Annotated in this window: 22 protein-coding genes, 1 pseudogene and 1 riboswitch; of the genes and pseudogenes, 8 read left to right on the plus strand and 15 right to left on the minus strand. The window is 67.6% G+C overall.

The genetic code is table 11. The annotated features are described in order from the left end of the window. The first annotated feature begins 41 nt into the window (after positions 1–41). Positions 42–1,229, plus strand: a complete 1,188-nt coding sequence (locus ACVWZ7_RS12675; RefSeq protein WP_344360720.1) for a glutamate--cysteine ligase 2 — start codon at positions 42–44, stop codon at positions 1,227–1,229. Here ACVWZ7_RS12675 and ACVWZ7_RS12680 read toward each other — a convergent pair. The 3 genes from ACVWZ7_RS12680 to ACVWZ7_RS12690 are packed head-to-tail and all read right to left on the minus strand — an operon-like array spanning position 1,226 to position 3,090. After that, the gene (locus ACVWZ7_RS12680) at positions 1,226–2,434 is read right to left on the minus strand and encodes an O-succinylhomoserine sulfhydrylase (protein WP_344360723.1); all 1,209 of its coding nucleotides are present in this window, start codon (positions 2,432–2,434) and stop codon (positions 1,226–1,228) included. The two genes, ACVWZ7_RS12675 and ACVWZ7_RS12680, sit on opposite strands and share 4 nt — an antisense overlap. Further along, positions 2,435–2,845, minus strand: a complete 411-nt coding sequence (locus tag ACVWZ7_RS12685) for a rhodanese-like domain-containing protein (RefSeq protein ID WP_456508036.1) — start codon at positions 2,843–2,845, stop codon at positions 2,435–2,437. Next, positions 2,842–3,090: a DUF1737 domain-containing protein gene (locus tag ACVWZ7_RS12690; protein WP_237563499.1), complete on the minus strand. Its 249-nt coding sequence runs from the start codon at positions 3,088–3,090 to the stop codon at positions 2,842–2,844. Before ACVWZ7_RS12690 ends, ACVWZ7_RS12685 begins: the two co-directional genes overlap by 4 nt. Before the next feature lie 99 nt (positions 3,091–3,189). Continuing rightward, positions 3,190–3,304: riboswitch (SAM riboswitch) on the minus strand. Between the two features lie 369 nt (positions 3,305–3,673). Here ACVWZ7_RS12690 and ACVWZ7_RS12695 point away from each other — a divergent pair. Then, positions 3,674–4,630, plus strand: a complete 957-nt coding sequence (locus ACVWZ7_RS12695) for an ATP-grasp domain-containing protein (RefSeq protein ID WP_344360727.1) — start codon at positions 3,674–3,676, stop codon at positions 4,628–4,630. A 76-nt stretch (positions 4,631–4,706) separates the two neighbouring features. Beyond that, positions 4,707–5,459: pseudogene (locus ACVWZ7_RS12700) on the plus strand (glycosyltransferase); the annotation flags it as partial. Positions 5,460–5,887: 428 nt separating this feature from the next. On the opposite strand, the gene ACVWZ7_RS12705 reads toward ACVWZ7_RS12700, so the two are convergent. After that, positions 5,888–6,856: an aminodeoxychorismate lyase gene (locus ACVWZ7_RS12705; RefSeq protein ID WP_344360729.1), complete on the minus strand. Its 969-nt coding sequence runs from the start codon at positions 6,854–6,856 to the stop codon at positions 5,888–5,890. 93 nt (positions 6,857–6,949) lie between these two features. On the opposite strand from ACVWZ7_RS12705, the gene cls reads away from it, so the two are divergent. Next, positions 6,950–8,425 (plus strand): cardiolipin synthase, encoded by a 1,476-nt coding sequence (gene cls / locus ACVWZ7_RS12710; protein ID WP_425547089.1) that lies wholly within the window; start codon positions 6,950–6,952, stop codon positions 8,423–8,425. 98 nt (positions 8,426–8,523) lie between these two features. Here the strand turns inward: cls and ACVWZ7_RS12715 are convergent, their stop codons facing one another. The 11 genes from ACVWZ7_RS12715 to ACVWZ7_RS12765 form a co-directional block, all read right to left on the minus strand. Then, the gene (locus ACVWZ7_RS12715) at positions 8,524–10,629 is read right to left on the minus strand and encodes a chorismate-binding protein (RefSeq protein ID WP_456508037.1); all 2,106 of its coding nucleotides are present in this window, start codon (positions 10,627–10,629) and stop codon (positions 8,524–8,526) included. Next, the gene (locus ACVWZ7_RS12720; RefSeq protein WP_344360735.1) at positions 10,626–11,198 is read right to left on the minus strand and encodes a low molecular weight protein-tyrosine-phosphatase; all 573 of its coding nucleotides are present in this window, start codon (positions 11,196–11,198) and stop codon (positions 10,626–10,628) included. The genes ACVWZ7_RS12715 and ACVWZ7_RS12720 overlap by 4 nt, the downstream gene beginning before the upstream one ends. A 253-nt stretch (positions 11,199–11,451) precedes the next feature. Next, positions 11,452–12,051 carry a TetR/AcrR family transcriptional regulator gene (locus tag ACVWZ7_RS12725; RefSeq protein ID WP_344360738.1) on the minus strand — a complete coding sequence of 200 codons (600 nt, stop codon included), beginning with the start codon at positions 12,049–12,051 and terminating at the stop codon, positions 11,452–11,454. A 101-nt stretch (positions 12,052–12,152) separates the two neighbouring features. After that, a complete protein-coding gene (locus ACVWZ7_RS12730; RefSeq protein ID WP_456508038.1) occupies positions 12,153–12,884 on the minus strand; it encodes an ABC transporter ATP-binding protein in 732 nt (243 codons plus the stop codon). Beyond that, complete coding sequence (locus ACVWZ7_RS12735) at positions 12,881–14,023, minus strand: ABC transporter permease (RefSeq protein WP_456508039.1); 1,143 nt, start codon at positions 14,021–14,023, stop codon at positions 12,881–12,883. The genes ACVWZ7_RS12730 and ACVWZ7_RS12735 overlap by 4 nt, the downstream gene beginning before the upstream one ends. Before the next feature lie 407 nt (positions 14,024–14,430). Then, positions 14,431–14,994: an NUDIX domain-containing protein gene (locus tag ACVWZ7_RS12740; protein WP_456508040.1), complete on the minus strand. Its 564-nt coding sequence runs from the start codon at positions 14,992–14,994 to the stop codon at positions 14,431–14,433. Between the two features lie 196 nt (positions 14,995–15,190). After that, on the minus strand, positions 15,191–15,955 hold the full coding sequence (locus ACVWZ7_RS12745; RefSeq protein ID WP_456508041.1) for an ABC transporter permease: 765 nt from the start codon (positions 15,953–15,955) through the stop codon (positions 15,191–15,193). Next, positions 15,952–16,782: an ABC transporter ATP-binding protein gene (locus ACVWZ7_RS12750; RefSeq protein ID WP_456508042.1), complete on the minus strand. Its 831-nt coding sequence runs from the start codon at positions 16,780–16,782 to the stop codon at positions 15,952–15,954. The genes ACVWZ7_RS12745 and ACVWZ7_RS12750 overlap by 4 nt, the downstream gene beginning before the upstream one ends. Positions 16,783–16,807: 25 nt before the next feature. Continuing rightward, entirely contained in the window at positions 16,808–17,173 is a 366-nt protein-coding gene (locus ACVWZ7_RS12755) for a DUF1048 domain-containing protein (RefSeq protein WP_456508043.1), read from the minus strand. Positions 17,174–17,175: 2 nt separating this feature from the next. Beyond that, a complete protein-coding gene (locus ACVWZ7_RS12760; RefSeq protein WP_116767867.1) occupies positions 17,176–17,526 on the minus strand; it encodes a PadR family transcriptional regulator in 351 nt (116 codons plus the stop codon). Between the two features lie 152 nt (positions 17,527–17,678). Beyond that, a complete protein-coding gene (locus ACVWZ7_RS12765; protein WP_116767866.1) occupies positions 17,679–18,158 on the minus strand; it encodes a MarR family winged helix-turn-helix transcriptional regulator in 480 nt (159 codons plus the stop codon). A 123-nt stretch (positions 18,159–18,281) separates the two neighbouring features. On the opposite strand from ACVWZ7_RS12765, the gene ACVWZ7_RS12770 reads away from it, so the two are divergent. The 4 genes from ACVWZ7_RS12770 to ACVWZ7_RS12785 are packed head-to-tail and all read left to right on the plus strand — an operon-like array spanning position 18,282 to position 21,856. Continuing rightward, entirely contained in the window at positions 18,282–19,241 is a 960-nt protein-coding gene (locus ACVWZ7_RS12770; protein ID WP_456508044.1) for an SDR family NAD(P)-dependent oxidoreductase, read from the plus strand. A gap of 2 nt (positions 19,242–19,243) precedes the next feature. Further along, on the plus strand, positions 19,244–20,137 hold the full coding sequence (locus ACVWZ7_RS12775) for an amidohydrolase family protein (RefSeq protein ID WP_456508045.1): 894 nt from the start codon (positions 19,244–19,246) through the stop codon (positions 20,135–20,137). 1 nt (position 20,138) lies between these two features. After that, positions 20,139–21,350, plus strand: coding sequence for an acyl-CoA dehydrogenase family protein (locus ACVWZ7_RS12780; RefSeq protein ID WP_456508046.1), 1,212 nt, complete (start codon positions 20,139–20,141; stop codon positions 21,348–21,350). A gap of 50 nt (positions 21,351–21,400) precedes the next feature. Continuing rightward, positions 21,401–21,856, plus strand: a complete 456-nt coding sequence (locus ACVWZ7_RS12785; protein WP_456508047.1) for a MaoC family dehydratase — start codon at positions 21,401–21,403, stop codon at positions 21,854–21,856. The last annotated feature ends 21 nt before the right edge of the window (positions 21,857–21,877 follow it).

The raw sequence follows: 21,877 nt of genomic DNA on the forward strand, positions 1-21,877 counted from the left end.
GGCGTAGGGCGTGTCGGCGGTTCCTGACGCACAATAGATTTATGCGCACCTTCGGCGTGGAGGAAGAACTGCTGATAGTCGACCCGGAATCGGGCCGGCTGCTTGCCCTCGCCGACCTCATGCTGGCCAGCCTGCTCCCGCCGAAGCAGGACGCCGCCCAGGTTCTCCCGGGGCAGCAACCGGTCCACGAGGGCGGCGCCGACTTCAGCTACGAGCTCAAGCTCGAACAGATTGAGACCCAGACCCGGCCGTGCCTGGACTATAGGGAACTTCTTCGGCAGCTCAGGCAGGGCCGGGCCTTGGCAGACCAGGCCGCCCGCGTGCACGGCGGCCGAGTCGCGGCCTTGGCCACCTCGCCCCAAGGCGCCGCCACGCACCTCACCCAGAATCAGCGGTACATGACCATGCAGGAACGCTTCGGGCTCACGGTCCGGAACCAGCTGACCTGCGGCCTCCACGTCCACACCTTTGTGGAATCGCCGGAGGAGGGCGTGGCCGTGATGGACCGGATCCGCGACAAGCTTGCCGTCCTGATCGCCCTCAGCGCGAATTCCCCGTACTGGAACGGCGCAGAGACAGGGTTCGAAAGCTACCGCACCCAGGCCTGGAACCGCTGGCCGGGCTCGGGCCCCACGATGATCTTCGGCAGCCTGCCCGTCTACCGGCGGCTGGTGACCCGGCTGGTGGAAAGCAATGTCCTGATGGATGAAGGGATGATCTATTTCGATGCCCGGCTGGCTCGGCTGCATCCCACCGTGGAGGTCAGGGTCGCCGATGTCTGCCTGCGGGCCGAGGATGCGGCGCTGATCGCCGTGCTGGTGCGCGCCCTCGTGGAATCGGCGTCGCGGGAATGGAACGACGGCGTCGAGCCCGCCCCGGTACCCACGTTACTGCTGCGGATGGCCGCATGGCAGGCCAGCAACTGCGGACTGCGCGGGCAGCTCCTGGACTTTGGAACTTTCACCCCTGCCCCGGCCGCCGACGTCGTCCGGGCACTCGTGGACTTCGTTGCCCCGGTCCTTGAGGAACAGGGCGAGCTGGACCTGGTGCGCGCGGGCGTCGAGCGGATCCTGGCGGAGGGCACGGGCTCGCAGCTGCAGCGGGAGCCGTTCCGCGCCGGCGGGCTGGCCGCCGTCGTCGAACGGGCCGTCGAAGTGACGACGCAAGGGGACGCCGGCGGAGAGCCAGCCGGGCACGAGCCATCCCTGGGCCGGGTGCGCCGGGGCTAGACCTGCTTGAGCGCCTGGCCGAGGTCGCGGATCAGGTCCTCGACGTCCTCCAGGCCGACTGAAAGCCGCACCACGCCGTCGCTGAGCCCGATTGCCGCGCGGCCTTCCGGGCCCATGGCGCGGTGCGTCGTGGTGGCCGGGTGCGTGATGAGGGACTTCGAATCACCGAGGTTGTTGGAGATATCGATGATCCGCAGCGCATCCAGGAGCGCGAAGGCGGCCTCCTTGGCGGTGCGGCCCGGGGACGGCGAGAGTTCCAGCGTGAGCACGGTGCCGCCGGCCTTCATCTGCTTCGCCGCGAGATCGTACTGCGGGTGGGAGGGCAGCAGCGGGTACTTGACCCAGCTGACCGCGGGCTGCTGCTCAAGCCAGCCGGCCAGCCGCAGGGCGGAGGCGGAGGAATGGTTGACGCGCAGGGCCATGGTCTCCAGGCCCTTGGTCAGGACCCAGGCGTTGAACGCGGAGAGCGAGGGGCCGGTGTGCCGCATGAGCTGCTTGACGGGCCCGTCGATGAATTCCTTGGTCCCCAGGATTGCCCCGCCGAGCACGCGTCCCTGTCCATCGATGTGCTTGGTGCCGGAGTAGACGATCACGTCGGCCCCGAGGTCTCCGCAGCGCTGCAGCAGCGGGGTGGCGAAGACGTTGTCGACCACCACCGTGGCGCCGGCCGCGTGTGCCAGTTCGCTCACGGCGGCGATGTCCACGATCTCCTGCATCGGGTTCGACGGCGATTCGAAGAAGACCGCCGTCGTCGGCTCGGACAGCGCAGACTTCCACTGCTCGAGGTCCGGACCGTCCACGAAGACTGTCTCGACGCCCCAGCGCGGCAGGATCTCGTTGAGGATCACAAAGCACGAGCCAAACAGCGAGCGGGCGGCGACCACCCGGTCGCCGGCCCCCAGCAGCGCGCCGAGGGCGGTGAAGACGGCGGACATGCCGGACGCCGTCGCAAAGCATGCCTCGGTGCCCTCGAGCAACCGCAGCCGCTCCTGGAAGGTTGCGACGGACGGGTTGCCGTAGCGGGAGTAGACGAAGCGCTCGTCCTCCCCGGTGAAGGCGCGCTCGGCGGCGGCCGCGGACTCGTAGACGAATCCTGAGTTGAGGAAGATCGGCTCGGCGGTTTCCTGGAAGCCTGTACGGTCAAGGCCTCCGCGGACGGCCTGGGTGTCGGCCGCCCATTCGGCGGCGTCTGGATTGAAAGTCACTTAAATCTTTCCGAGGTTGGTGGGCAGGCCGCGGTTCTTCCAGCCGTTGACGGTGCGTTCGCCAAAGCGGTCGGTCTCGCCTTCGAAGCCCTCAAGGACGTTGTAGGAGGTGTAGCCGGCCTGCGTCGCGGCCGTCGCTGCGGCGATCGACCGGGCGCCGGAGCGGCACAGGAATACGAGCTCGACGGCGGTGTCCTCGGGCGCCTGGCGCTGGAGCTGTTCCACGAAGTGCGGGTTGGGCACCCCGCCGGCGAGGGTCCACTGGATGAAGAGAGGATCGTTGTCCGTGGCCTTCGTATCCGGGATGCCGATGTGGGCCCATTCGGCCTCGGTCCGGACGTCCACCAGGATGGCGCCGGCCTCCAGCTTGGCCCACGCCTCGTGCGGGCTGAGGTCTCCGGCGTAGCTCATGCGTGGCCCTCGAAGGCGTCTTCGGCACCAAACTCGTCACTGTCGAGTTCATCCACGGCGTTGGCCACGGCGGCGTCTGCGCTCGCAATTGCGGCCGGCAGGACCAGGGCCTGCGCCACGATCACCGTGCTGCCGTTGAAGGTGGCGGCGGGGCTTCCGTGCAGGACATAGCCCTCGGCCAGGGCGGCCGACACGCGCTCACAGAAGGCGCGGTCGTCGGCGCCGGTGAACAGGCGGTAGGCCAGTTTGTCCTCGCCGGCGGGAGCTGCGGCGGGGGCTGTGCCGGGGGCGGCTGCTGTACCGGGTACAGCGGGTATGGATGTGTCGGGCACGACGGATCTCCTCTTTCACGCTTGCAGCTCGAATGGTCGATATGCCGAGTATTCACCTGAGGCACCCCGCCGCGAAAGGGAGGGTTGCCGACCGGCCAGTCAGGGCTTGGCACCGGTTCTCATTACTCCCCAAAAACGTAACACTTACGACGCCGGCCCGCACCGCCGCCGTCGTCATGTTCCGTAACCGGACCGCGTTTCCGCGGGGTGACACACGCGGCGGACTGAGAAATCAGAGTTGCGGGGTGAGAACCGGGTGCGGCGCCAAGGCGAGTAGTAGCGGGCTCCAGTTTCGGGTACTGCCCACTCGTGTCCGCCGGGAGTTTGCGCAGTCTACTGAGGGGATCGGACTGACACGTCGGCCCGTCCCACGTTTTCTGTGGATCAAGTTATCTCTGCGTGCAGTTGTCTGTCCCTCAATTTTTGTCTGAATCGGTGGCCCGAACCGCCGGAGCCGCAGCCGCGGCCCTGCGGGTGACGGCGGAATGGAGCAACCGTGGGCCCGCGCATACTGGTTACTGGCATTGCAGGCGCCGCCGGCCGGGCCGTCGCGGCCCAGCTAGCAGCCCGCGGCATCCCGTGCCTCGGCTCCGACGCCCGCGACGTCACCCGGCAGGGCGAGGACGCCACCACCGCAGCGGCAGTCAGGCTCCTGCCGGCGACGGACCCGGACATGGTCCTGGACCTGCGCCGGCTGGTGGACCGGGAAGCCATCAACGTCATCATTCCGACCCTCACCGTGGAACTCCCGGTCCTGGCTGCGGCCCGCGCCGGATTCGGCCGGGACGTGCGGATCATCGTCGGCGACCCTGCCGCGGTGGCCCTCGCCAACGACCACCTGTTCACCGCATGGGCGTTGCAGGCAGCCGGCATTCCCGTCCCGCGTTTCGGGGTTCCGGGCGACCTCGCCGCCGCGCCGGCGTCCCTGGCCGACCTCAACGGTCCCGTCGTCGTCAAGCCGCGAACTTTCAAAGGCACCCACGCCGTCCACCTGCTGGCCGGGACCGGCTCCGTCAGCTGGAAGAACCTGCCGGCCGGGCAGCTGGTCCAGGAGTTCATCCCGGGCGCCGACTACGTGGCCCTGGTGTTCGGCACGCCGCCCCGCAACGCGATGGCGCCGGTGGCCGTGGTCCTTGAGAAGACAAGAACTCCGTACGGTCGGGCCGGCAGCGACGAAGTCAGCCGCAGGGTGCCGGCGGCCGAGGCCAACGATGTGCGGAAGCTGGGCCTGGCCGCCGTCCGCACGCTCGGGCTGACCGGCCCGGTCCAGGTCCAGATCCGCCGCCGCGCGGACGGAACCCCCGTGGTGCTGGGCGTCTGCCCGACACTCGGGGCGAACAGCACGTGGGCGCCCGAACTGCTCGACGCCGTCCTGGCAACGTTCATGCTCCCGGCATTCAACCCGGCGTCCTTCCGGCGATGCCCGGCGATTCCCGCCGATGCCCTGGGGTGAGGCGCCGGTGCCGGTCGGCCCGGCACAGGAACTCGTCCTGGTGTTCATCGGATTGCCCGTCCTGGCGGCGGCGGTGATGGCGGCTGTTGTTCTGGCGCTGGCCGTCTCTTTTGAGGTGCGGTCCGCGCGGTGTCGGCGCCGCCACGCGCCTACTCTCTGGCAGCAGTGGCCCACCGTGTCCATCATTGTGGCGGCGCACAATGGGGGCGGGCTTCTGGCGGACTGCATCCGGTCAGTCCAGGGGAGCCGGTATGAGCGGTACGAGCTGATCCTGGTGGATGCCGGCTCCACGGACGACACCCCGGAGCTCATGGCGGGGTTCGCCGCCGAGGACGGACGGATTGTGTTTGCGGGAAGGTCACCCGCCGCGGCGGCGGGATACGGGGCGGCACTGAACCTGGGCGTGGGCCGGGCCGCGGGGGAGGTGCTCATGTTCCTTCCCGCGGACGCCGTCCTCACCCGGCGGACCGTGGACCGGATGCTGCAAGCCTTCGACGTCGGGAGTGGCGGTCCCGACGGAGTCGGCGCCGTGTGGGGCGGCGAACGGACCCTCACTGCCGGTCCTGCCGCGCGGATCGTAGACCTGATAGGCCGCGGCTGCGGCGGGATGGCCCGGCGGGCGCAAGCGGCCTCCGGTTTCCTGCCCGTCTTCGCGGCAGGTATGGGCGCGGTGCGGCGTGACGTCCTGACGGAGATCGGCGGCTTCAGGGAGGACACTGGTGCCGCGCAGCTTGAGTTGGGCTGGCGGGTGCGAAGCGCAGGCTACCGGGTGGGATTCGCCCCGCGGGCCGTCATCACGGGCCAACACCCGGTGCGCGTCGGTGAGCTGTGGAGGCGGCGGGTGGCGCGCGAACGGTCGCTGCTTCAGTGCCTGGGGATCCACAAGTCAGCCGTTGGTGACCTCCGTCGGCGTCCGATGGGCGACTGCCTGGCGGCCATCACGGTTGCCGCCATCATCCTGCCAGCGGTCCGGACCGCCGGCGTGCTCGCGCTGGCCTGCCTCGCGCCGGCGAACCTCCTGTCCGGAGCCCGTCCCGGAGCCGAACCGCTTCCGGACATCTGGGCACAACCGGAGGCCTGGGGGCTCGGCGGCGCAGTCGTCCTGGCGGTGTTCTGCGCCGGGGCTCTCGCACTTGCCGTCGACGGCACGATCAGCAACCTGCGTCACTTGTGGGCACTCCCGGCGCTGCCGCTCTACGCGGTGTTCTCGGGGTTCGCCGTGCTGGCTGCCATCGGTGCGGAGTTCCGTGCCGCCGGCTATTCGATCGTGGCGAAGAGGGCGTTGAGCTCGGCCGTGAGCTGCCGGCGCAGTTCCGGGGTGCCGATTTCCTGGCCGTCGATGTGGTTTACCGGCGCCAGGAGCCGGATGCTGGAGATCAACCAGACGGCGTCGGCGTCCAGCAGGTCCTTGGGCTCCAACGGGCCGTAGCCCAGCTCCCAGCCGGCAGCCTTGGCGGCCGTGAACAGGGCGCCCTGCGAGGTGCCCGGGAGGATGCCGCTGTCCAGCTGCGGGGTGATGAGCCGCCGGATCGTGCGAACGCCGCCGGCGCCGTCGTCCGTCGTTTCCAGGTGCGCCAACAGAACAGTCGACGTCGGTCCCTCCAGGACCCGGCCGTCCGCGGATGTGAAGATGACATCGTCCGCGCCGTGCTCGTGGGCGTAGCGCAGCGCTGCCATGTTCACGGCGTAGGAGAGGGTCTTGGCGCCGAGCAGCAGCCAGGGCGCGCGCTCGCCGACTTCGCTGTCGTAGCCGCGGTCCAGCAGGATGACGTCGATTCCGGTCTCGCGCTGCCGGCGGCCCGCCGCCCCGGGGGCGGACGCCTGGACCCAGCAGGTGGGGGCGGCGGCGCCTTCCGGCCCGCGGGTGACCAGCAGCTTCACCACCACTTCATCATCGTCCGTGCCGCCGGCTGCGGTCACGGCAGGATCCTGGCGCCGGTACTCGCCGATGGCGGTCTCCACCGCGCGCCTCCAGGCGTCCTCGGCGGGGATATCCAACTCCAGCAGGCGGGCAGAGCCGGCCAGCCGGGTCAGGTGCGCCTGGATCTTGCGGGGCCGGCCGCCCACGGCCAGCAGTGATTCGAAAACGCCATCGCCGCGGGTGGCGCCCAGGTCCGTGGCCATCAGTTGCGGCTTCGATGCGTCAGCAACGCGGCCGCCCTCGAACGCCGGATCGAGGAAGACCAGCACGGTCGCGGGCGCGGGCATAGTGGCAGGAGAGGTCATGGCTACAGCTTAGTCTCGGTAGTCCCGGGATAGGATTTGCTCGTTGCCCGTTCCGGAACTGTTCCGCGGGCCTGAAGCTTGAGGGGTTCGCCTGTGCTGTGGCCATTTCCGCTGGCGGAGACTTTACCGTCCTGGGCGGTCCTGATCCTGACCCTGGTCGACTTCGCCATCCGGGTGCTGGCCCTGGGCATCATCCCCGGGAACCGGCGGCCCACCACCGCGATGGCGTGGCTCCTGGGCATCTTCATCGTGCCCACCCTGGGCCTGGCCTTGTTCCTGCTGTTCGGCAACTTCCGGCTTTCCCGCCGCCGCCGTGCCCAGCAGGAGGCCGTCAACACCCGGGTCCGGGCGGGGACATCGGCGCTGCAGGCCGTCGAAAGCCGCTACAGCGGACCCGAATGGGTGGCGTCCGCCTCTGAACTGAACAAGACGCTGGGATCGCTGCCGATGGTGGACGGCAACAGCGTGGAGCTGCTGCCCGGCTACCCCGATTCCATCAAGGCGATGACGGAGGCGGTCCGCGGCGCCAAATCCTTCGTCAATGCCGAGTTCTACATCATGAGTTCGGACCACGTCACGGACGATCTGTTGACCGCGATGGAGGAGGCGGCGGAGCGCGGTGTCGAGGTCCGCGTCCTGTTCGACCACCTGGGCACACTCCGTATCAAGGGTTACCGCAAGCTGAAGGACCGGCTCAAGGCCAGCAAGATCCGCTGGCGGCCCATGCTGCCGCTCAGCCCGGTGCACGGCCAGTGGCGCCGGCCGGATCTTCGCAACCACCGCAAGATCATGGTGATCGACGGCGAGATCGCCTTCACCGGATCCCAGAACCTGATCGAGCCGTCCTACAACAATCCCAAGCACCGCAAGGTGGGCCGCGAATGGGTGGAGCTCATGGCCTGCCTGCGCGGGCCGATTGTCACCACCCTGAATGTGGTTTTCGCGACGGACTGGCTCAGCGAAACCGACGAATCCCTTGAAGCGCAGTTGGCGCACCAGCCGGAGTCCCACCCCGGAAACATCACGGCACAGGTGGTTCCCAGCGGCCCCGGGTTCATCACCGAGAACAACCTGCGACTCTTCAATACCCTCATCTACTCAGCTCAGCACAAGATCTCCCTCTGCAGCCCCTACTTCGTCCCGGACGACTCGCTGCTCTATGCGGTGACGACGGCGGCGCAGCGCGGCGTCGAGGTGGAACTCTTCGTCTCGGAAAAGGGTGACCAGTTCTTGGTCCACCACGCGCAGCAGTCCTACTATGAGGCGCTGCTCGAGGCAGGGGTACGGATATTCCTCTACAAGGCGCCGTATGTACTGCACGCCAAGCACTTCACGATCGACAACGAGGTTGCCGTGCTGGGTTCCAGCAACATGGACATGCGCTCCTTCTCGCTGAACCTCGAGGTCTCCGTGATGCTCCTTGGCGAGGACATCGTCCAGCGGATCCGTGCGGTCGAGGACACCTACCGCAGCATTTCGCACGAACTCGTGCTGGACGACTGGATCAAACGGCCCATGAAGGTCAAGTACGTGGACAACGTGGCGAGGCTGACGGCAACGCTGCAATAGCGCCGGCGTTGCTGGAACTGCTGTGTGGTGCCGTCCAGCGTCCAGGGACGTCAGATCTGGCGGAACTCAGCTTCGGGGAAACTCGGTCCTCGCGGAACTCAGCCTCGGGGAAACTCGGTGCCGAGCGCCGAGAGGACCCCGAATGCTTTGGTCCGGATTTCCTCGTATTCCTCCTGCGGGGACGAATCTGCGGTGACGGCACCGCCGACGCCGAGACTCAGTACCGCCGTTCCGTCGCCGAGGGCCCGGACCACCAGGGTCCGGATCGCCACGGCGAGGTCGGCGGCCCCGTTTAGGGAGAAATAGCCGATCGCCCCGGAGTACACGCCGCGCGGGGCGGCCTCCAGCCGGTCCAGGATGGCCATGGTGCTGACTTTCGGGGCGCCGGTCATCGAACCGGCAGGGAAGCAGGCGGCGACAGCCTCGGCCCGCGGCATTCCGGGCCGGAGCTGAGCGTCGATGGTGCTCACCATCTGGTGCACCGTGGCGTAGCTTTCGATCGCGCACAGCCGGCTGACGGCCACCGAACCCGGGACGGCGAAATGGCTCAAGTCATTGCGCAGCAGGTCCACGATCATGATGTTTTCCGCGCGGTCCTTCGCCGAGGTCTCCAGTTCCTGCCGCAGGGCCGCGTCCGCACCCGGGTCCGCATCCCGGCCGCGCGTCCCCTTGATCGGCTCGGCCCGCATCCTGCCGTCCGCGGCAATCTGCAGGAAACGCTCCGGAGATGTGCTCGCCACGGCGAGGCCGTCGAACCGCAGATAGCTGGCGAAGGGAGCCGGGTTACGGCGCCGGAGCTCCAGATAGGTCTGCCACGGATCCAGGCCGTCCGGGCCTACGCGGTGCGGGACCGCGGATGTGGCCGCGGTGAGCGCGGTGGTCAGGCAGACCTCGTAGGTATTGCCTTCCGCGATCTCCCGCTGGGCCTCGGCGACCTTGGCCTTGTAGCCGGCTTCCGCGTCTCGGGCCGTGAACTGCGGCGAGGCGAGCTGAGGCGCGGTCGAACGAAGTGCCGCGGATCCACTGGAGCCGGACACTCTGGAGCCGGACACTCCGGAACCGGGCGCCGCTGCGGCGGCCACGGCCCCGCGGGCGGTCCTCAGCCAGTCGTCGGCGTCGGGCGTGTCCAGGGCCAGCAGCCAGGCCGTGCCCTCGGCATGGTCCAGGACTACGGCGCGGCCGGCGAAGATCAGGCAGGCGTCCGGGGTGGGGGACGCGACGTCGGTGCCGCCGGTTTCGCGCTTGAGTTCGTAGCCCAGGTACCCGAGCCAGCCCAAGGTGAACCCGCACGGATAGTCTTCGGGGGCCCGGAGCGCCCGGCGACCCCAGACGCCGTCGAGCCAGCGGAAGAACGGGCCGTCGGTGGTCGCCGTGGCCTGGCCCGCGCTGACGCGGGTCAGGCCGGAACTGTGCCGGACCGCCTGGCCGAAGCGGCCGCCGTCGTCGGCCAGGATGCTGAAGCGGCTCCGTTCCGCAGCCTCCGGGGCGAGGCCCGCCGGATCCAGCGAGGAGTCGAGCCACACGGCGTTGGCTGAGCCGCCGAAGAGCGCATCGAACAGTTGCGCGGCGTCAGGCTCGGCGTCGATTCGTTCAGCCCGCAACTGCAGGGCGCGTCGGATGGCGAGTTCGGGCAGCAGCGCGGGCGCGACGGCCGGAAGGTATTGAAGGGCCTGCAGGACGTCGTCGGGGGCGGCGCCGTCCGCACGGTTCAGCACGTGCACATCGGCGCGGGCCGGGACGTCGTCAGCCGCCAGCCACTGATCTTCCTGGGCTGCCCACTGGTCCCAGAACGGTTCATAGGTCTCGCCGTCCCGGGCCAGCGCCCGGGCCCGGCGGTCGGAGTCGGAAGAATCGGCCCAGATCACCGCGTCCAGCAGCGGGCGTGCCGCTGCGGCGCCGGCGCCGACGCCCTCCACCAGGACAATTTCGGCCGGGCGCGTGGTGCGGACTTCGCCGTCGTAGTGCCGCTCCCAGTTCCAGCTGACCCACTCCGCGGCCTCCCCGCGACGCAAGGGCGACAGCACTGTGGTGACGTAACGTTCAATGCCGGCCGCCAGCCCGTTCCAGCCGGGGTAGATGTCCTCCAGGTGGAAGAGCGAGACTTTGTGGTGTTCCCGGAGGCGCGCCGCCAGCTCGATGGCCAGGGTGGTCTTGCCGGAGCCGGACCGCCCGTCGATTGCGATGATGACGGGTGCGGGGCTCATGAAATAGAGCGTACCCGCTGCTGTGCATTGGGTTGATCACTGCCGTGATGGTGCCCGTCCCGGCGCTGAAGCTCGGTGCGGACGTGCTCCACGATCCCCGGAACGGAGGCCCGGATGAGGTTCCAGGTGGTGTCGAAGTCGGTGTGGCCGCCGTACCACGGGTCCTCGATGCCCTGCTCCAGCGGGTCCTTGTCCGCCACCGCGGGGTCGAAGCTGCGCAGCATGCGGATTTTGGCCAGCGACTCGCGGTCCGGTGCCGCCTGCCGGAGCCAGCCGTAGTGGTCGACGTCGAGGGCCAGGATCAGCTCGCGGCTGACGAACCATTCAGGGCGCCATTCGCGCGCCACGTGGCGGTCCGAGGCTATGTTCTGGGAGGTGAGTTTGCGCGCGGCCCGGGGATCGATGGGCCGGCCGGCCTCATACGCGGTGGTTCCTGCGGAATCCACCACCGCCCGGGTGAGGCGCTCGGCACGGAATGCCTCCGCCAGCATGAGTTCGGCCATCGGGGACCGGCAGATGTTTCCGGTGCATACCGCGATGATCCGGTACTGGCTCGGCATTGAGGTCATAGCTAAGCATGAACGATCCCGGCCCTCTTGGCTAGCGGAGGCCCTCGTCGTGTTACAGAAATTGTCAATTACCTATCGGCTTCTGTCATGCTCCCGTCCTTCGGAAGCTGTCCTCAGGATCGTACGTGCCCGCTGCTCCGCCAGCAGCGAAAAACAACGGGGGACGGGGGACTGGCCGGTCACCTGAGCCGCCTCCGGTCACGGAATCCTCAGCAAAGGACACAAGAACCCATGAGGGTGCGGTCGAAGAGACCTAAATGCGGGTGCCTTCGGAGTTTTGGCGTGCTGTCACGAAGGGACCGAGCAGCGTGCTGAGGTGGGAGTGGACTTGTTCCAGCGTTTGCCCGGATTCGAGCATGCGGGTGCCGGCGTGGACGACGGAGTTGATCATCTCTGCCAGCGACTCGGGGTCCGGAACCCCGAGTTCTGTGAGCGTCTCGATGAGCGGTTCCTGAAGCTGGCGATGCATGCGGGTGGCTTGCTCGTCGAGTTCGGCCCCCGGGGCCAGCGCGGCCAGCGCCGAACCCACGGCGTGGGCTCCTTCGGCGACAAGGTCCACGTTGGCTGTGGCGTAGGCCAGTATGCGGTCGGCTTTGGTGGGGGCATCGGCCATGGCGCCGGTGACGCGCTCGGTCCAGCGCGGAAAGATGTCGCGGACCAGCGCCTGGAGGAGGTCCTGGCGGGAGCCGAAGTACTGGTAGACACTGGGACGTGAGAGTCCGGCCCGCAAGGCCACGTCGGCCATGGTGGGCGCTTCGGAGGTTTCTTGTAGGAGTTCGTGGGCAGCGTCCAGTAGTGCGCGTTCTTGTGCGGCGCGGTGTTCCGCGACGGTGGCGGCACTGATTCTGGGCATTGCGGGGATCCTTTGACGCTGGCTGACGTACGCATCAAGAGTACGGCGCGAGACGGCGGCGTGCTGAGGGGGTCGCCGTCTCGCGCCCGGGGTCGGGTGTGTTAGCGGACCGGGGCCGGGGCCCCTAAGCGGCCGTCCACCATTTCGACGATGCGGTCGCAGTAGCCGAGGACGTCGTGGTCGTGGGTGACCATGACGGTTGCGACGCCGTGCTCGTGGCTTTGACGTGCGAGGAGTTCCACGACTTCGCGGCTGCGCGCCCGGTCCAGGGACGCGGTCGGTTCGTCCACGAGAAGGAGTTTCGCCCCGGAGACGAGTGCCCGTGCGATGCCGACGCGCTGGCGTTCGCCGCCGGAGAGCTGGCCGGGACGGTTGGTCGCACGGTGGGCCATGCCGACGGAATCCAGTAGGGGAACCGGGTCGAAGGTCTTCGGGCCGCCCGCGAGCCGGTTGACCAGGCGGAGCTGGTCCGCCGCGGTCAGTGCGGGGATGAGGTTGCCGGACTGGAAGACGAAGCCGATATTGGACAGCCGGAACGCAGCGCGTTTGCCCTGGCTCAGTTGGGAAAGGTCCTGGCCGTTGACCGTGACCGTTCCGGAATCCGGGGATGCCAGGGCGCCGGCGACGGCGAGGAGTGAAGACTTGCCGGAACCGGACGGCCCGACGACGGCGAGGAACTCGCCTGGGGCAACATCGAGGCTGACGTCATCGAGGGCTGTCACCCGGGTGTCGCCGTCGCCGAGTTCCATCACCGCGTGGCGGATGGACAGGCCGGCGGCCTGCGGTGCGTCGGCACGGCTTGCCCCGGCTGCGGGAAAGGTGGAGCTGGTCATCGCTGTCCTCCGAGGGCGTTGAGCGGGTCGATCCGGGAAATGCGCACCACGGCCACGGTGGCACCGATCAGGCCCAGCCCGATGGTGAGAGCCGTGGCGATGGCGATCGGTGCGGCCTCGAGAGCGAACGGCATAGCGTCCGGCATGGCGGCGCCGAGTCCCAGGCCGGCGGCCACGCCCAGCGCGGTGAATCCCACCAATAGGATGGCGGCCTGGGCCAGTCCATCCCGCAGCAGGTACCCCGTTGAGGCTCCGATGGCCCGCAGGACCGAAATTTCGTGCTTGCGCTGGATCGTCCACACGGTGAAGAACGCGCCGACCACTAGAGCGCAGATCGCGTAGAGGAAGACCTGGATCATGCTCAGGGTCATGGTCTCGGCCTCATAGCCGGGAGATGCGTTGAAGGCAGCGGACAGGGACTTGCTGGTCGTTCCGGCGGCAGTGTCGCCGGCGGCAAGGTCCAGCCTGGCGCCGGGCTGGGCCTGGACGGCAACAACGCTGGCGGTATCAAATTTGACTGCGGACAGGCGCTCGGCGCTCGGGGCTCCGGCGGCGGCCTGGCCGGAGGCGATCAGCTGCCAGGTTTTCAGGGGCAGGTAGGCCACCTCGACGTGTCCGAACGTGGCCTGCCCATCGGTGAAGCCAACAACTCTAAGCTTCGTGCCGATCCGGTCCAGCGTCACGACCGTGCCGAGGTCGATGCCTTCAGCCTTCGCGGTCGACGACACGACAATGCCGTCAGGATCTCCGAGGCCGGTGCCTGCTGAGCGGGACGGTTCCAGGAAGGATCCAGGCTCGATGCCGAAGAGCGTGAGGTCAATCTGCTTGCCGGAATCGGTCGTGGCATTGGCCATACCGACGCCCATCTTCTCGGCGGCGGCCACGCCCTCGACGCCGCGCCAGGCGCTGAGCTGCTGGTCATCGATCACGGAGCGGGAGAAGGCGTTGTCGGTCTTGGTGCCCTGGTCGAAGGCGATAGTGGTCACGGGCATCGACTTGAGGCCGGACACGCCATCGTTGACGAGGCCCGAGGAAAGGCCGGAGAGCATCACCATCAGTACGGCGATGAGTGCAATGACACCGCCCATCAGGCTGAAGCGGCCACGCGCGAAGATCAATTCGCGGAGTGCAAGGAACATTGGCAGTCCTAGGTTGCGGGGGCGGAAAGTATGAAGTTGCTGACAAGCTGTCGGCATCTTTCCGACAACTTGTCAGGAAAATGCATTTGTTTCAAATCTGGGACCCGGTCGCGTGGCGCGACAACGCGGTTACGGTGCGGACCCACATCCAACGAGGTAAATGGTTTAGCGGCCAACTCGACAATGCGAAGGTCAAGCTTCTGAAAGGTAGGGCAGCAGTAGTGCGGAGGGCTCCACCTGCCCGCCAGTGGGCACAACCCGGACAACGCGGCTTAGGCGGCTGTCGCTACCCGGTCAGCGCTGCAGGCACAGCAGGGGATTGTCCCCGCCCCGGGTATGGCGTACGTGGTCCCATGCCAGAAGGCATCCGGGACGCCGGAGCGGCACACCAATATCCGTTGACAACATCATTGAGATTCCGTCGGATTTAGCTCCCCCGCTGGTGCCACGCCGAGTCCGAGGTGCCGGAGGAGCGCGTCGAGGATCGGCAGTTGGCCCTTCACCAGCCGGTCCCTGGCTTGTTCTTCCGTGGCCCATTCGGCGTGGTCGATCTCGGGGAAGCTGCGGAGGGCGCCGGATCCCTTGGCCCACTCCAGGGTGAAGGTGTTGCTCACGATGCGGTCGGGCTGAAAGTCCGATTCGGCCGCGTAGACCGTGATGACCTTGCCGGAAGGCTGCCGGAAGTCGCCGAGCCGGTGGTAGTCGGCCGGGGGTGCAGGGGTGCCTATTTCCTCCGCGAACTCCCGGTGCGCGGCCTCCAGCGGGTCCTCGCCGGCGGGGTATTCGCCCTTGGGGACGGACCAGGCGTGGGCGTCCTTGCCGGCCCAGAACGGTCCGCCCATGTGGGCGATCCAGACCTCCAGCGGAGAAGCGCTGCCGTTTTTCGGGGCACCGGTGTGCGGGGAAGCGCTGCCGGGTCCGGGCGTGCTGCCCAGCCGGTAGAGCAGAATGCCGGCGCTCCGAACGGTCATGGCTCCTCCTGTCCCAACGCTATCTCAACCGGCATAGTCAAAGCGCGTGGCGGGCTGTGGCCTCCCCCCGAAAGCTGGGTCAATCAGGCGGGCCGGCCCCGGTGGAGGAAGAACTACGCGGCCGGGGCCCGGTCCTCAGAGGTAATGGTGGTGGTCCTGAACCGGCGCGGCATTCCGGGACCGCCAGCGCCCGGCCTCAGCTGATCCTGCGACGGTAGATGGCGATCGCGAAGGCGTAGGCGACAACGAGAATGCCGACGAGCCAGGCGAGGGCGATCCAGATGTCGCTGCCACTGGGTTCCTGGGCGAGCAAGGCTCGGATGGTGTTCACGATGGAGGTCACCGGCTGGTTCTCGGCGAACCAGGCGACCGGGCCGGGCATCGAGTCGGTGGGTACGAACGCCGAGCTGATGAACGGCAGAAAGATCAGCGGGTAGCTGAACGCGCTCGCGCCGTCGACGCTCTTCGCGGACAGCCCTGCGATGACGGCGATCCAGGTCAGTGCGAGGGTGAACAGGATCAGGATGCCAGCGACGGCGAGCCAGCTGGCCACGGAGGCGCCGGTCCGAAACCCCATGATCAGCGCGACGCCGATGACGATCGCGACCGCGACAAGGTTGGCTGCCAGGGATGTGAGCACGTGCGCCCAGAGCACGCTTGACCTTGCGATCGGCATGGACTGAAAGCGTTCGAAGATACCGCCCTGCATATCGAGGAACAACCGGTAGGCGGTGTACGCGACGCCGGACGCGATCGTGATGAGCAGGATGCCGGGGAGCATGTAGTTGACGTACGACTCGCCGGATCCGGTGTTAATCGCGCCGCCGAATACGTACACGAACAGCAGCATCAGCGCGATCGGGGTGACGGTGGTGGTCATGATCGTGTCCGGGCTGCGGAGGATGTGGCGCAGCGAGCGGCCGGTCAGGACGCCGGTGTCGCCAAGGACGCGGGTGGTCATCGGGGTGTCTTTCGTGCCGGGACCGGGTCGTTGGTGCGGTCGTCGTCGGTGCGGTCGCCGCCGGTGGCGCCGACGAGGGCGAGGAAGACGTCCTCGAGGGAGGGCTGCTTCTCGACGTACTCGACCGTGGCGGGCGGGAGGAGTTGCTTGAGTTCGCTGAGGGTCCCGTTCTGGATGATCCTGCCTTCATGCAGGATCGCGATGCGGTCGGCGAGCTTTTCGGCCTCGTCGAGGTACTGCGTGGTGAGCAGTACCGTCGTGCCCTGACCGGCAAGTTGCTTGACGGTCTGCCACACCTCGATGCGTGCCTGGGGGTCGAGCCCGGTCGTCGGTTCGTCGAGGAAGACGACCGGCGGGTTCCCGATCAGGCTCATCGCAATGTCGAGTCGGCGGCGCATGCCGCCGGAGTATGTCGACGCCTTGCGGTGTCCTGCTTCGGTAAGTGCGAAGCGGTCGAGCAGTGTGTCAGCGATCGCACCCGGGTTTGTCAGATGACGCAACTTGGCGATCAGCACGAGGTTTTCCCGACCGGTGAGCACTTCATCGACCGCGGCGAACTGGCCGGTCAGGCTGATCGACTCGCGCACGTCGCCGGGCTTCGCGGCGACGTCGAAGCCGTGAACCGTCGCGGTGCCGGCGTCGGTGTTCAGCAGCGTTGACAGGATCCGCACCAGCGTGGTCTTGCCCGCACCGTTCGAACCGAGCAACGCGAAGATGCTCCCCGCACTCACGGTGAAGTCGACGCCCCGCAGAACGTGCAGGTCCTTGAATGATTTCTCGATGCCCTGCACCCGGATCGCGGGTTCGAGGGCCTGCCCGGTGGTCATATCCGGTTCTCCGTTCCCGGTGCGTTCACACGCCGTCGGCGGCGGCCTGATCGATGGCGTCGGTCAGGCGCTTGCGCTCCTTGTTGATCCACTGGCCGTCGGAGTAGTTCTGGATGAAGGTGTCTGCGAACTCCACCGGGTCATCCCCGACGATGTCGCGGATGGGGGTGCCGTCGACGGCGGCCCGCTCGATCAGGTCTGCGAGGTCCTCGAGCATCTGCAGGAGCACATCGCCCTTGACGATGGACCCGGCGTACATGAAGTAGCGCTCGAGTCCGTCGATTGCGGTTCGATAGCTGGCGGGGAGTTGTTCTTTTCGATCCTTGTACCGGCGCCAGCGCTTCTTGTCCTCGAATGATCCCGTGATCTTTTCGATCCATCCTGCGGCCATGGTTACTCCCCTTCGCTTTGTGGGTGTTCTATGTCGTGGTGGAGCTGTTCGATCCGCATTTGGAGGAAGCTCCAAGTCCTCCAGAACTCTTCGAGGTACTCGCCGCCCAGTGCGTTGAGGGAATAGACCTTGCGGGGCGGCCCTTTCTCGGACGGGACCTTCGCCACGTCCACGAGGCCGCGCTGCTCGATCCTGACCAGCAGCGCATAGACGGTGCCCTCGACGATGTCGGAGAAGCCCTGCTCGCGCAGCCGCGCCGTGATCTCGTAGCCGTATGCCGGCTGCGCGGCCAGGATCGCGAGGACGATGCCCTCGAGCGTGCCCTTGAGCATTTCGGTCATCTGCTTGCCCATGGAACCCTCCCTACAGCTACTCGGTGTTACTGACTACCACTAGATAGTAACACTGAATAGCAACCTGGCAAGGGGCGGCAAGGGGTGGATTCAGCGCGTCCGATTGCGGATTCCGGCGCCCGGGCGAATGGGCGCGCGCCGTGCGGGGCGGATCAGGCCGCCGGCCCCCACAAAGCCTTGCGCAGCAGCCCCTTGAGGGCTGCGATCTCGGTGTCGCTGAGGCCGGCCAGGGCTGCGGATTCCGCCTCCCGTGCCGCAGCCTCGGCTTGCCGGAAGACCGCCGCGCCTTCCACGGTCGCGGAGACGATCTTGGCGCGCCGGTCCTGTTTTCCGGGCGCGCGGATCACCAGGCCGCGCTTCTCCAGCTCATCAATCAACGCGACGATCTGGCTGGGATCCAGGCTGAGGAATTCGGCCATCTCCCGCTGGGTGGGCTCCAGCTCACTGGTGGCCAGGGCCAGCACCGAATAGGAGCGCTCCTTGAGGCCGAATCCGGCCAGCGCGCGGTTGTTCAGGACCGAACCCGCGGCATGCAGCTTGGCCAGGAGGAAGCCTGCATCCCGGCTGATGGTTGCCGCCATGAGCTTCTCTGCCGGGACGGTGCCCGGCGCGTCGTCAACTTCTGTCGGCATGCCAACTCCAATGGTCCAAAAAATAAATCATTGACTTTTTCAACTATCCATATTTACATGGATGCAGACCAGCATCCCACGCCGCAGGGTCGGATGCACGCGGCAGCTAGCAAAGGAGCGGCAATGAGCCTGTCAGGAAAAGTAGCAATCGTCACCGGAAGCGGACGGGGCCTCGGCCTGGCCTACGCCCGGGAGTTGGCCCGCCAGGGCGCCGCCGTCGTTATCAATGATGTCGACGCTGCGGTGGCTGCCGAAGCGGTCCGGGTTATTGAGTCCGACGGCGGCCGGGCCGCCGCCGTCGTTGCCCCGGTGGGCAGTTCCGAGGTGGCCAAACAGCTCGTGCAGGCAGCCGTTACGGAGTTCGGCCGGCTGGACATCCTGGTCACCAACGCCGGCATCCTGCGGGACAAGAGCCTGCTGAAGATGACGGACGAGGACTTCGACGCCGTGATCAACGTCCACCTCAAGGGCACCTTCACCTGCGCCCGGGAAGCCTTCGGCTACTTCAAGGAGAACGGCATTGCCGGCCGCATCATCACCATCGGTTCACCGACCGGCCAGCGCGGCAACTTCGGCCAGACCAACTACGCCGCCGCCAAGGCCGGCATCGTGGGCATGGTCCGCACGTGGGCCCTGGAAATGAAGAAAGCCGGCGTCACGGCCAACGCCGTCATCCCCGTGGCCGCCACCGCCATGACCAAAACCGTCCCGTACTTCCAGAAGGCCGTCGAGGCCGACGAGCGCGGCGAGGCCATGCCGGCGTTCTTCCGCCACGACCTCGGGTTCGGCACGGCCGACGACGTCGCCGGCCTCGTGGCGTTCCTCGCCTCCGACGCGGCCGCGGGAATCACCGGCCAGGCGATCGGCGCCGGCGGCGACCGGCTGCAGCTCTGGACCCACCCCGAGGCCGCCGCGACCGAATACCGCGAGGGCGGCTGGGGCTACCAGGATCTCGTGGAGAACTTCGGGAAGCTCTTCGGCGACAAGCTGCAGAGCGTCGGCGAAGAGTTCCTGCCGCTGCCGGAGGAACTGCAGCCAGCAACGGCTCAGCCCGAGCCCGCTGCGCCGGCGAAGGTCGGCTAGCCATGTCCGCGCAGCGCTATGAACTGGGCATCGACGCCGCCTCGCTGGATGCGATCGACATGCACGTCCATCTCGAAGTGGACGGCCACGGCCACGAATCCCTGCCGCCGGCACTCACGGAAGCCTCCGCCAAGTACTTCAAGGCCGAGGACCGGACCCCGTCGCTGGACCGGATCGCCGAGGTCTACCGCGAACTGAACATGGCCGCCGTCGTCTTCACCGTCGACGCCCGGACCCAGCTCAAGCACGAGCCCAACAGCATCCCGGAGCTTATTGCAGGGGCGGCACGGAACAACGACGTCCTGATCCCGTTCGGCAGCGTGGACCCGCGCACCGGCGCCGAGGCCATCCAGGGCGCCAAGCACCAGGCAATCGACCTCGGCGCGCGCGGGTTCAAGTTCCACCCGAGCCTGCAGGGCTTCGACCCCTCTAACGAGCAGTTCTACCCGCTCTGGGAAACCCTGCAGGAACTGCGCCTGCCGGCCATTTTCCACACGGGCCAGAACGGCATGGGCGCCGGGCTCCCCGGCGGGTACGGCATCAAGCTGGCCTACTCCAACCCGCTCCTGCTCGACGCCGTGGCCGCGGACTTCCCGGAACTGCAGATCATCATGGCCCACCCCTCGGTGCCGTGGCAGGACGAGGCCAACTCGATCGCCACGCACAAGTCCAACGTGTTCATCGACCTCTCCGGCTGGTCCCCGAAGTACTTCCCGGAGTCCCTGGTCCGGATGGCCAACTCGGTCCTGCAAGACAAGGTCCTGTTCGGCACGGACTTCCCGCTGATCACGCCGCAGAAATGGCTGGGCGCCTTCGCCGACCTTCCGCTCAAGGACGAGGTGCGGCCCAGGATCCTCAAGGACAACGCCGTCCGCCTGCTCGGGCTGGGAAGCTGAGATGTCAGCGACGACCGAAAACCAGACCAGGCTCTACGGCGTCTGCGACTACTACGATGCCGAGTCCCTCCTCACCGCGGACGAGCGCCGCGTGCTCGGCAGGCTGCGGGCCTTCCTCGATGAGAAGGCGAAGCCGCTGCTGGCCGACTACTGGGAACGCGGCGAGTTTCCGGACCAGCTGGCGCGGCCGCTGATCGAACTGGACCTCATGGAGCCCGCCGAGCTCACGACCGACAGGCCCGCCCGGGGGATCTACCAGGGTTTCCGGATCTTCGAACTCGCCCGGACGGACGCCTCGCTGGCCACCTTTTACACCGCCCAGGCCGGGTTGTTCCGGACCGCCATCAGGGTCGGCGCCTCCGCGGAACAGCAGGCCGAGTGGATGCCCAAGGTCATCGACTTCTCGCTCAAGGGCGTCTTCTCGCTGACCGAGCCGGAATCCGGCTCGGACATCGCCGGCGGTCTAGCGACCACCGCCCGCCGGGAGACCGGTCCGGACGGCGACACCTGGGTCCTGGACGGCGCCAAGCGCTGGATCGGCGGCGCCGCCACGGCCGACGTTCTGGCGGTGTTCGCCCGCGACACGGCCGACGGGCAGGTCAAGGCCTTCCTCGTGGACCGCGACGCGGCCGGCGTGACCCTGGAGAAGATCCACCGCAAGACGGCGCTGCGGATGATGCAGAATGCCCACATCACGCTCGACGCCGTGCGGGTTCCCGAGGCCAGGCGGCTGCACAACGTGAACTCCTTCAAGGACGTGGCCGCGATGCTGCGGGCCATGCGCTCGGACGTCGCGTGGATCGCCACGGGCATCCAGGCCGGAGCCTTCGAAGCCGCGCTCGGATACGTCACCCAGCGGCAGCAGTTCGGCCGTCCGGTGGGCTCCTTCCAGCTGGTCCAGGAAAAGCTCGCCCGGATGCTCGGCAACCTCACGTCCTCGCTCTCCCTGGTGGTCCGGCTGACCGAACAGCAGGACAAGGGCATCTACCGCGACCAGGACTCCGCCCTGGCCAAGATGCAGACGTCCCTGCTGATGCGCGAGACCGTGGCGCTCGCGCGCGAAGTGGTGGGCGGCAACGGCATCACGCTGGACACCGACGTCGCCAGGTTCCATGCCGACGCCGAGGCCGTCTACTCCTACGAAGGCACCCACGAAATCAACGCCCTGATCGTCGGCCGCGCCCTCACCGGCGAAGGCGCCTTTACACGCTGACCGCGCCGCCGTCATCCATCAACCCATCCCCATCAGCACAGGAGCCAAAGATGCCCAACCTCGTCGTCGACTTCGACAAACTGCTCACCCTCGCCGGCACCGACCTCGGTGTCACCGACTACCGCGAAATCACCCAGGAACAGATCAACAAGTTCGCCGATGCCACCGGTGATGACCAGTGGATCCACGTGGATCCGGAACGCGCCAAGGACGGCCCCTTCGGCGCCCCGATCGCCCACGGCTTCCTCACCCTCTCGCTTATCATCCCGTTCTGGGGCGAGCTGTTCGACGTCGAGGGCGTCACCATCAAGGTCAACTACGGCCTCGACAAGGTCCGGTTCACCTCCCCGGTCAAGGTGGGCTCGCGCATCCGCATGCGGGCCACCATCGCCGAGGTCACCGAAGTCAAGGGAGGCGCCCAGATCAAGGTCGCCAACACGATCGAGATCGAAGGCCAGGAACGCCCCGCCGTCGTCGCGGAGTTCCTCGCCCGCTTCTACAAGTAAGCCGCTACGGCCGCCACACCA

It is taken from the genome of Arthrobacter sp. TE12232 (assembly GCF_054062615.1).

What these genes read in the sequence shown, in the direction of transcription:
- ACVWZ7_RS12760 (WP_116767867.1), bottom strand. Translation starts at nt 17,526, where the DNA reads ATGGGCAAGCAGATGACCGAAATGCTCAAGGGCACGCTCGAGGGCATC.
- ACVWZ7_RS12745 (WP_456508041.1), bottom strand. Translation starts at nt 15,955, where the DNA reads ATGACCACCCGCGTCCTTGGCGACACCGGCGTCCTGACCGGCCGCTCG.
- ACVWZ7_RS12675 (WP_344360720.1), top strand. Translation starts at nt 42, where the DNA reads ATGCGCACCTTCGGCGTGGAGGAAGAACTGCTGATAGTCGACCCGGAA.
- ACVWZ7_RS12705 (WP_344360729.1), bottom strand. Translation starts at nt 6,856, where the DNA reads ATGACCTCTCCTGCCACTATGCCCGCGCCCGCGACCGTGCTGGTCTTC.
- ACVWZ7_RS12780 (WP_456508046.1), top strand. Translation starts at nt 20,139, where the DNA reads ATGTCAGCGACGACCGAAAACCAGACCAGGCTCTACGGCGTCTGCGAC.
- ACVWZ7_RS12750 (WP_456508042.1), bottom strand. Translation starts at nt 16,782, where the DNA reads ATGACCACCGGGCAGGCCCTCGAACCCGCGATCCGGGTGCAGGGCATC.
- ACVWZ7_RS12720 (WP_344360735.1), bottom strand. Translation starts at nt 11,198, where the DNA reads ATGACCTCAATGCCGAGCCAGTACCGGATCATCGCGGTATGCACCGGA.
- ACVWZ7_RS12725 (WP_344360738.1), bottom strand. Translation starts at nt 12,051, where the DNA reads ATGCCCAGAATCAGTGCCGCCACCGTCGCGGAACACCGCGCCGCACAA.
- ACVWZ7_RS12755 (WP_456508043.1), bottom strand. Translation starts at nt 17,173, where the DNA reads ATGGCCGCAGGATGGATCGAAAAGATCACGGGATCATTCGAGGACAAG.
- ACVWZ7_RS12730 (WP_456508038.1), bottom strand. Translation starts at nt 12,884, where the DNA reads ATGACCAGCTCCACCTTTCCCGCAGCCGGGGCAAGCCGTGCCGACGCA.
- ACVWZ7_RS12685 (WP_456508036.1), bottom strand. Translation starts at nt 2,845, where the DNA reads ATGAGCTACGCCGGAGACCTCAGCCCGCACGAGGCGTGGGCCAAGCTG.
- ACVWZ7_RS12765 (WP_116767866.1), bottom strand. Translation starts at nt 18,158, where the DNA reads ATGCCGACAGAAGTTGACGACGCGCCGGGCACCGTCCCGGCAGAGAAG.
- ACVWZ7_RS12715 (WP_456508037.1), bottom strand. Translation starts at nt 10,629, where the DNA reads ATGAGCCCCGCACCCGTCATCATCGCAATCGACGGGCGGTCCGGCTCC.
- ACVWZ7_RS12775 (WP_456508045.1), top strand. Translation starts at nt 19,244, where the DNA reads ATGTCCGCGCAGCGCTATGAACTGGGCATCGACGCCGCCTCGCTGGAT.
- ACVWZ7_RS12770 (WP_456508044.1), top strand. Translation starts at nt 18,282, where the DNA reads ATGAGCCTGTCAGGAAAAGTAGCAATCGTCACCGGAAGCGGACGGGGC.
- ACVWZ7_RS12785 (WP_456508047.1), top strand. Translation starts at nt 21,401, where the DNA reads ATGCCCAACCTCGTCGTCGACTTCGACAAACTGCTCACCCTCGCCGGC.
- ACVWZ7_RS12735 (WP_456508039.1), bottom strand. Translation starts at nt 14,023, where the DNA reads ATGTTCCTTGCACTCCGCGAATTGATCTTCGCGCGTGGCCGCTTCAGC.
- ACVWZ7_RS12740 (WP_456508040.1), bottom strand. Translation starts at nt 14,994, where the DNA reads ATGACCGTTCGGAGCGCCGGCATTCTGCTCTACCGGCTGGGCAGCACG.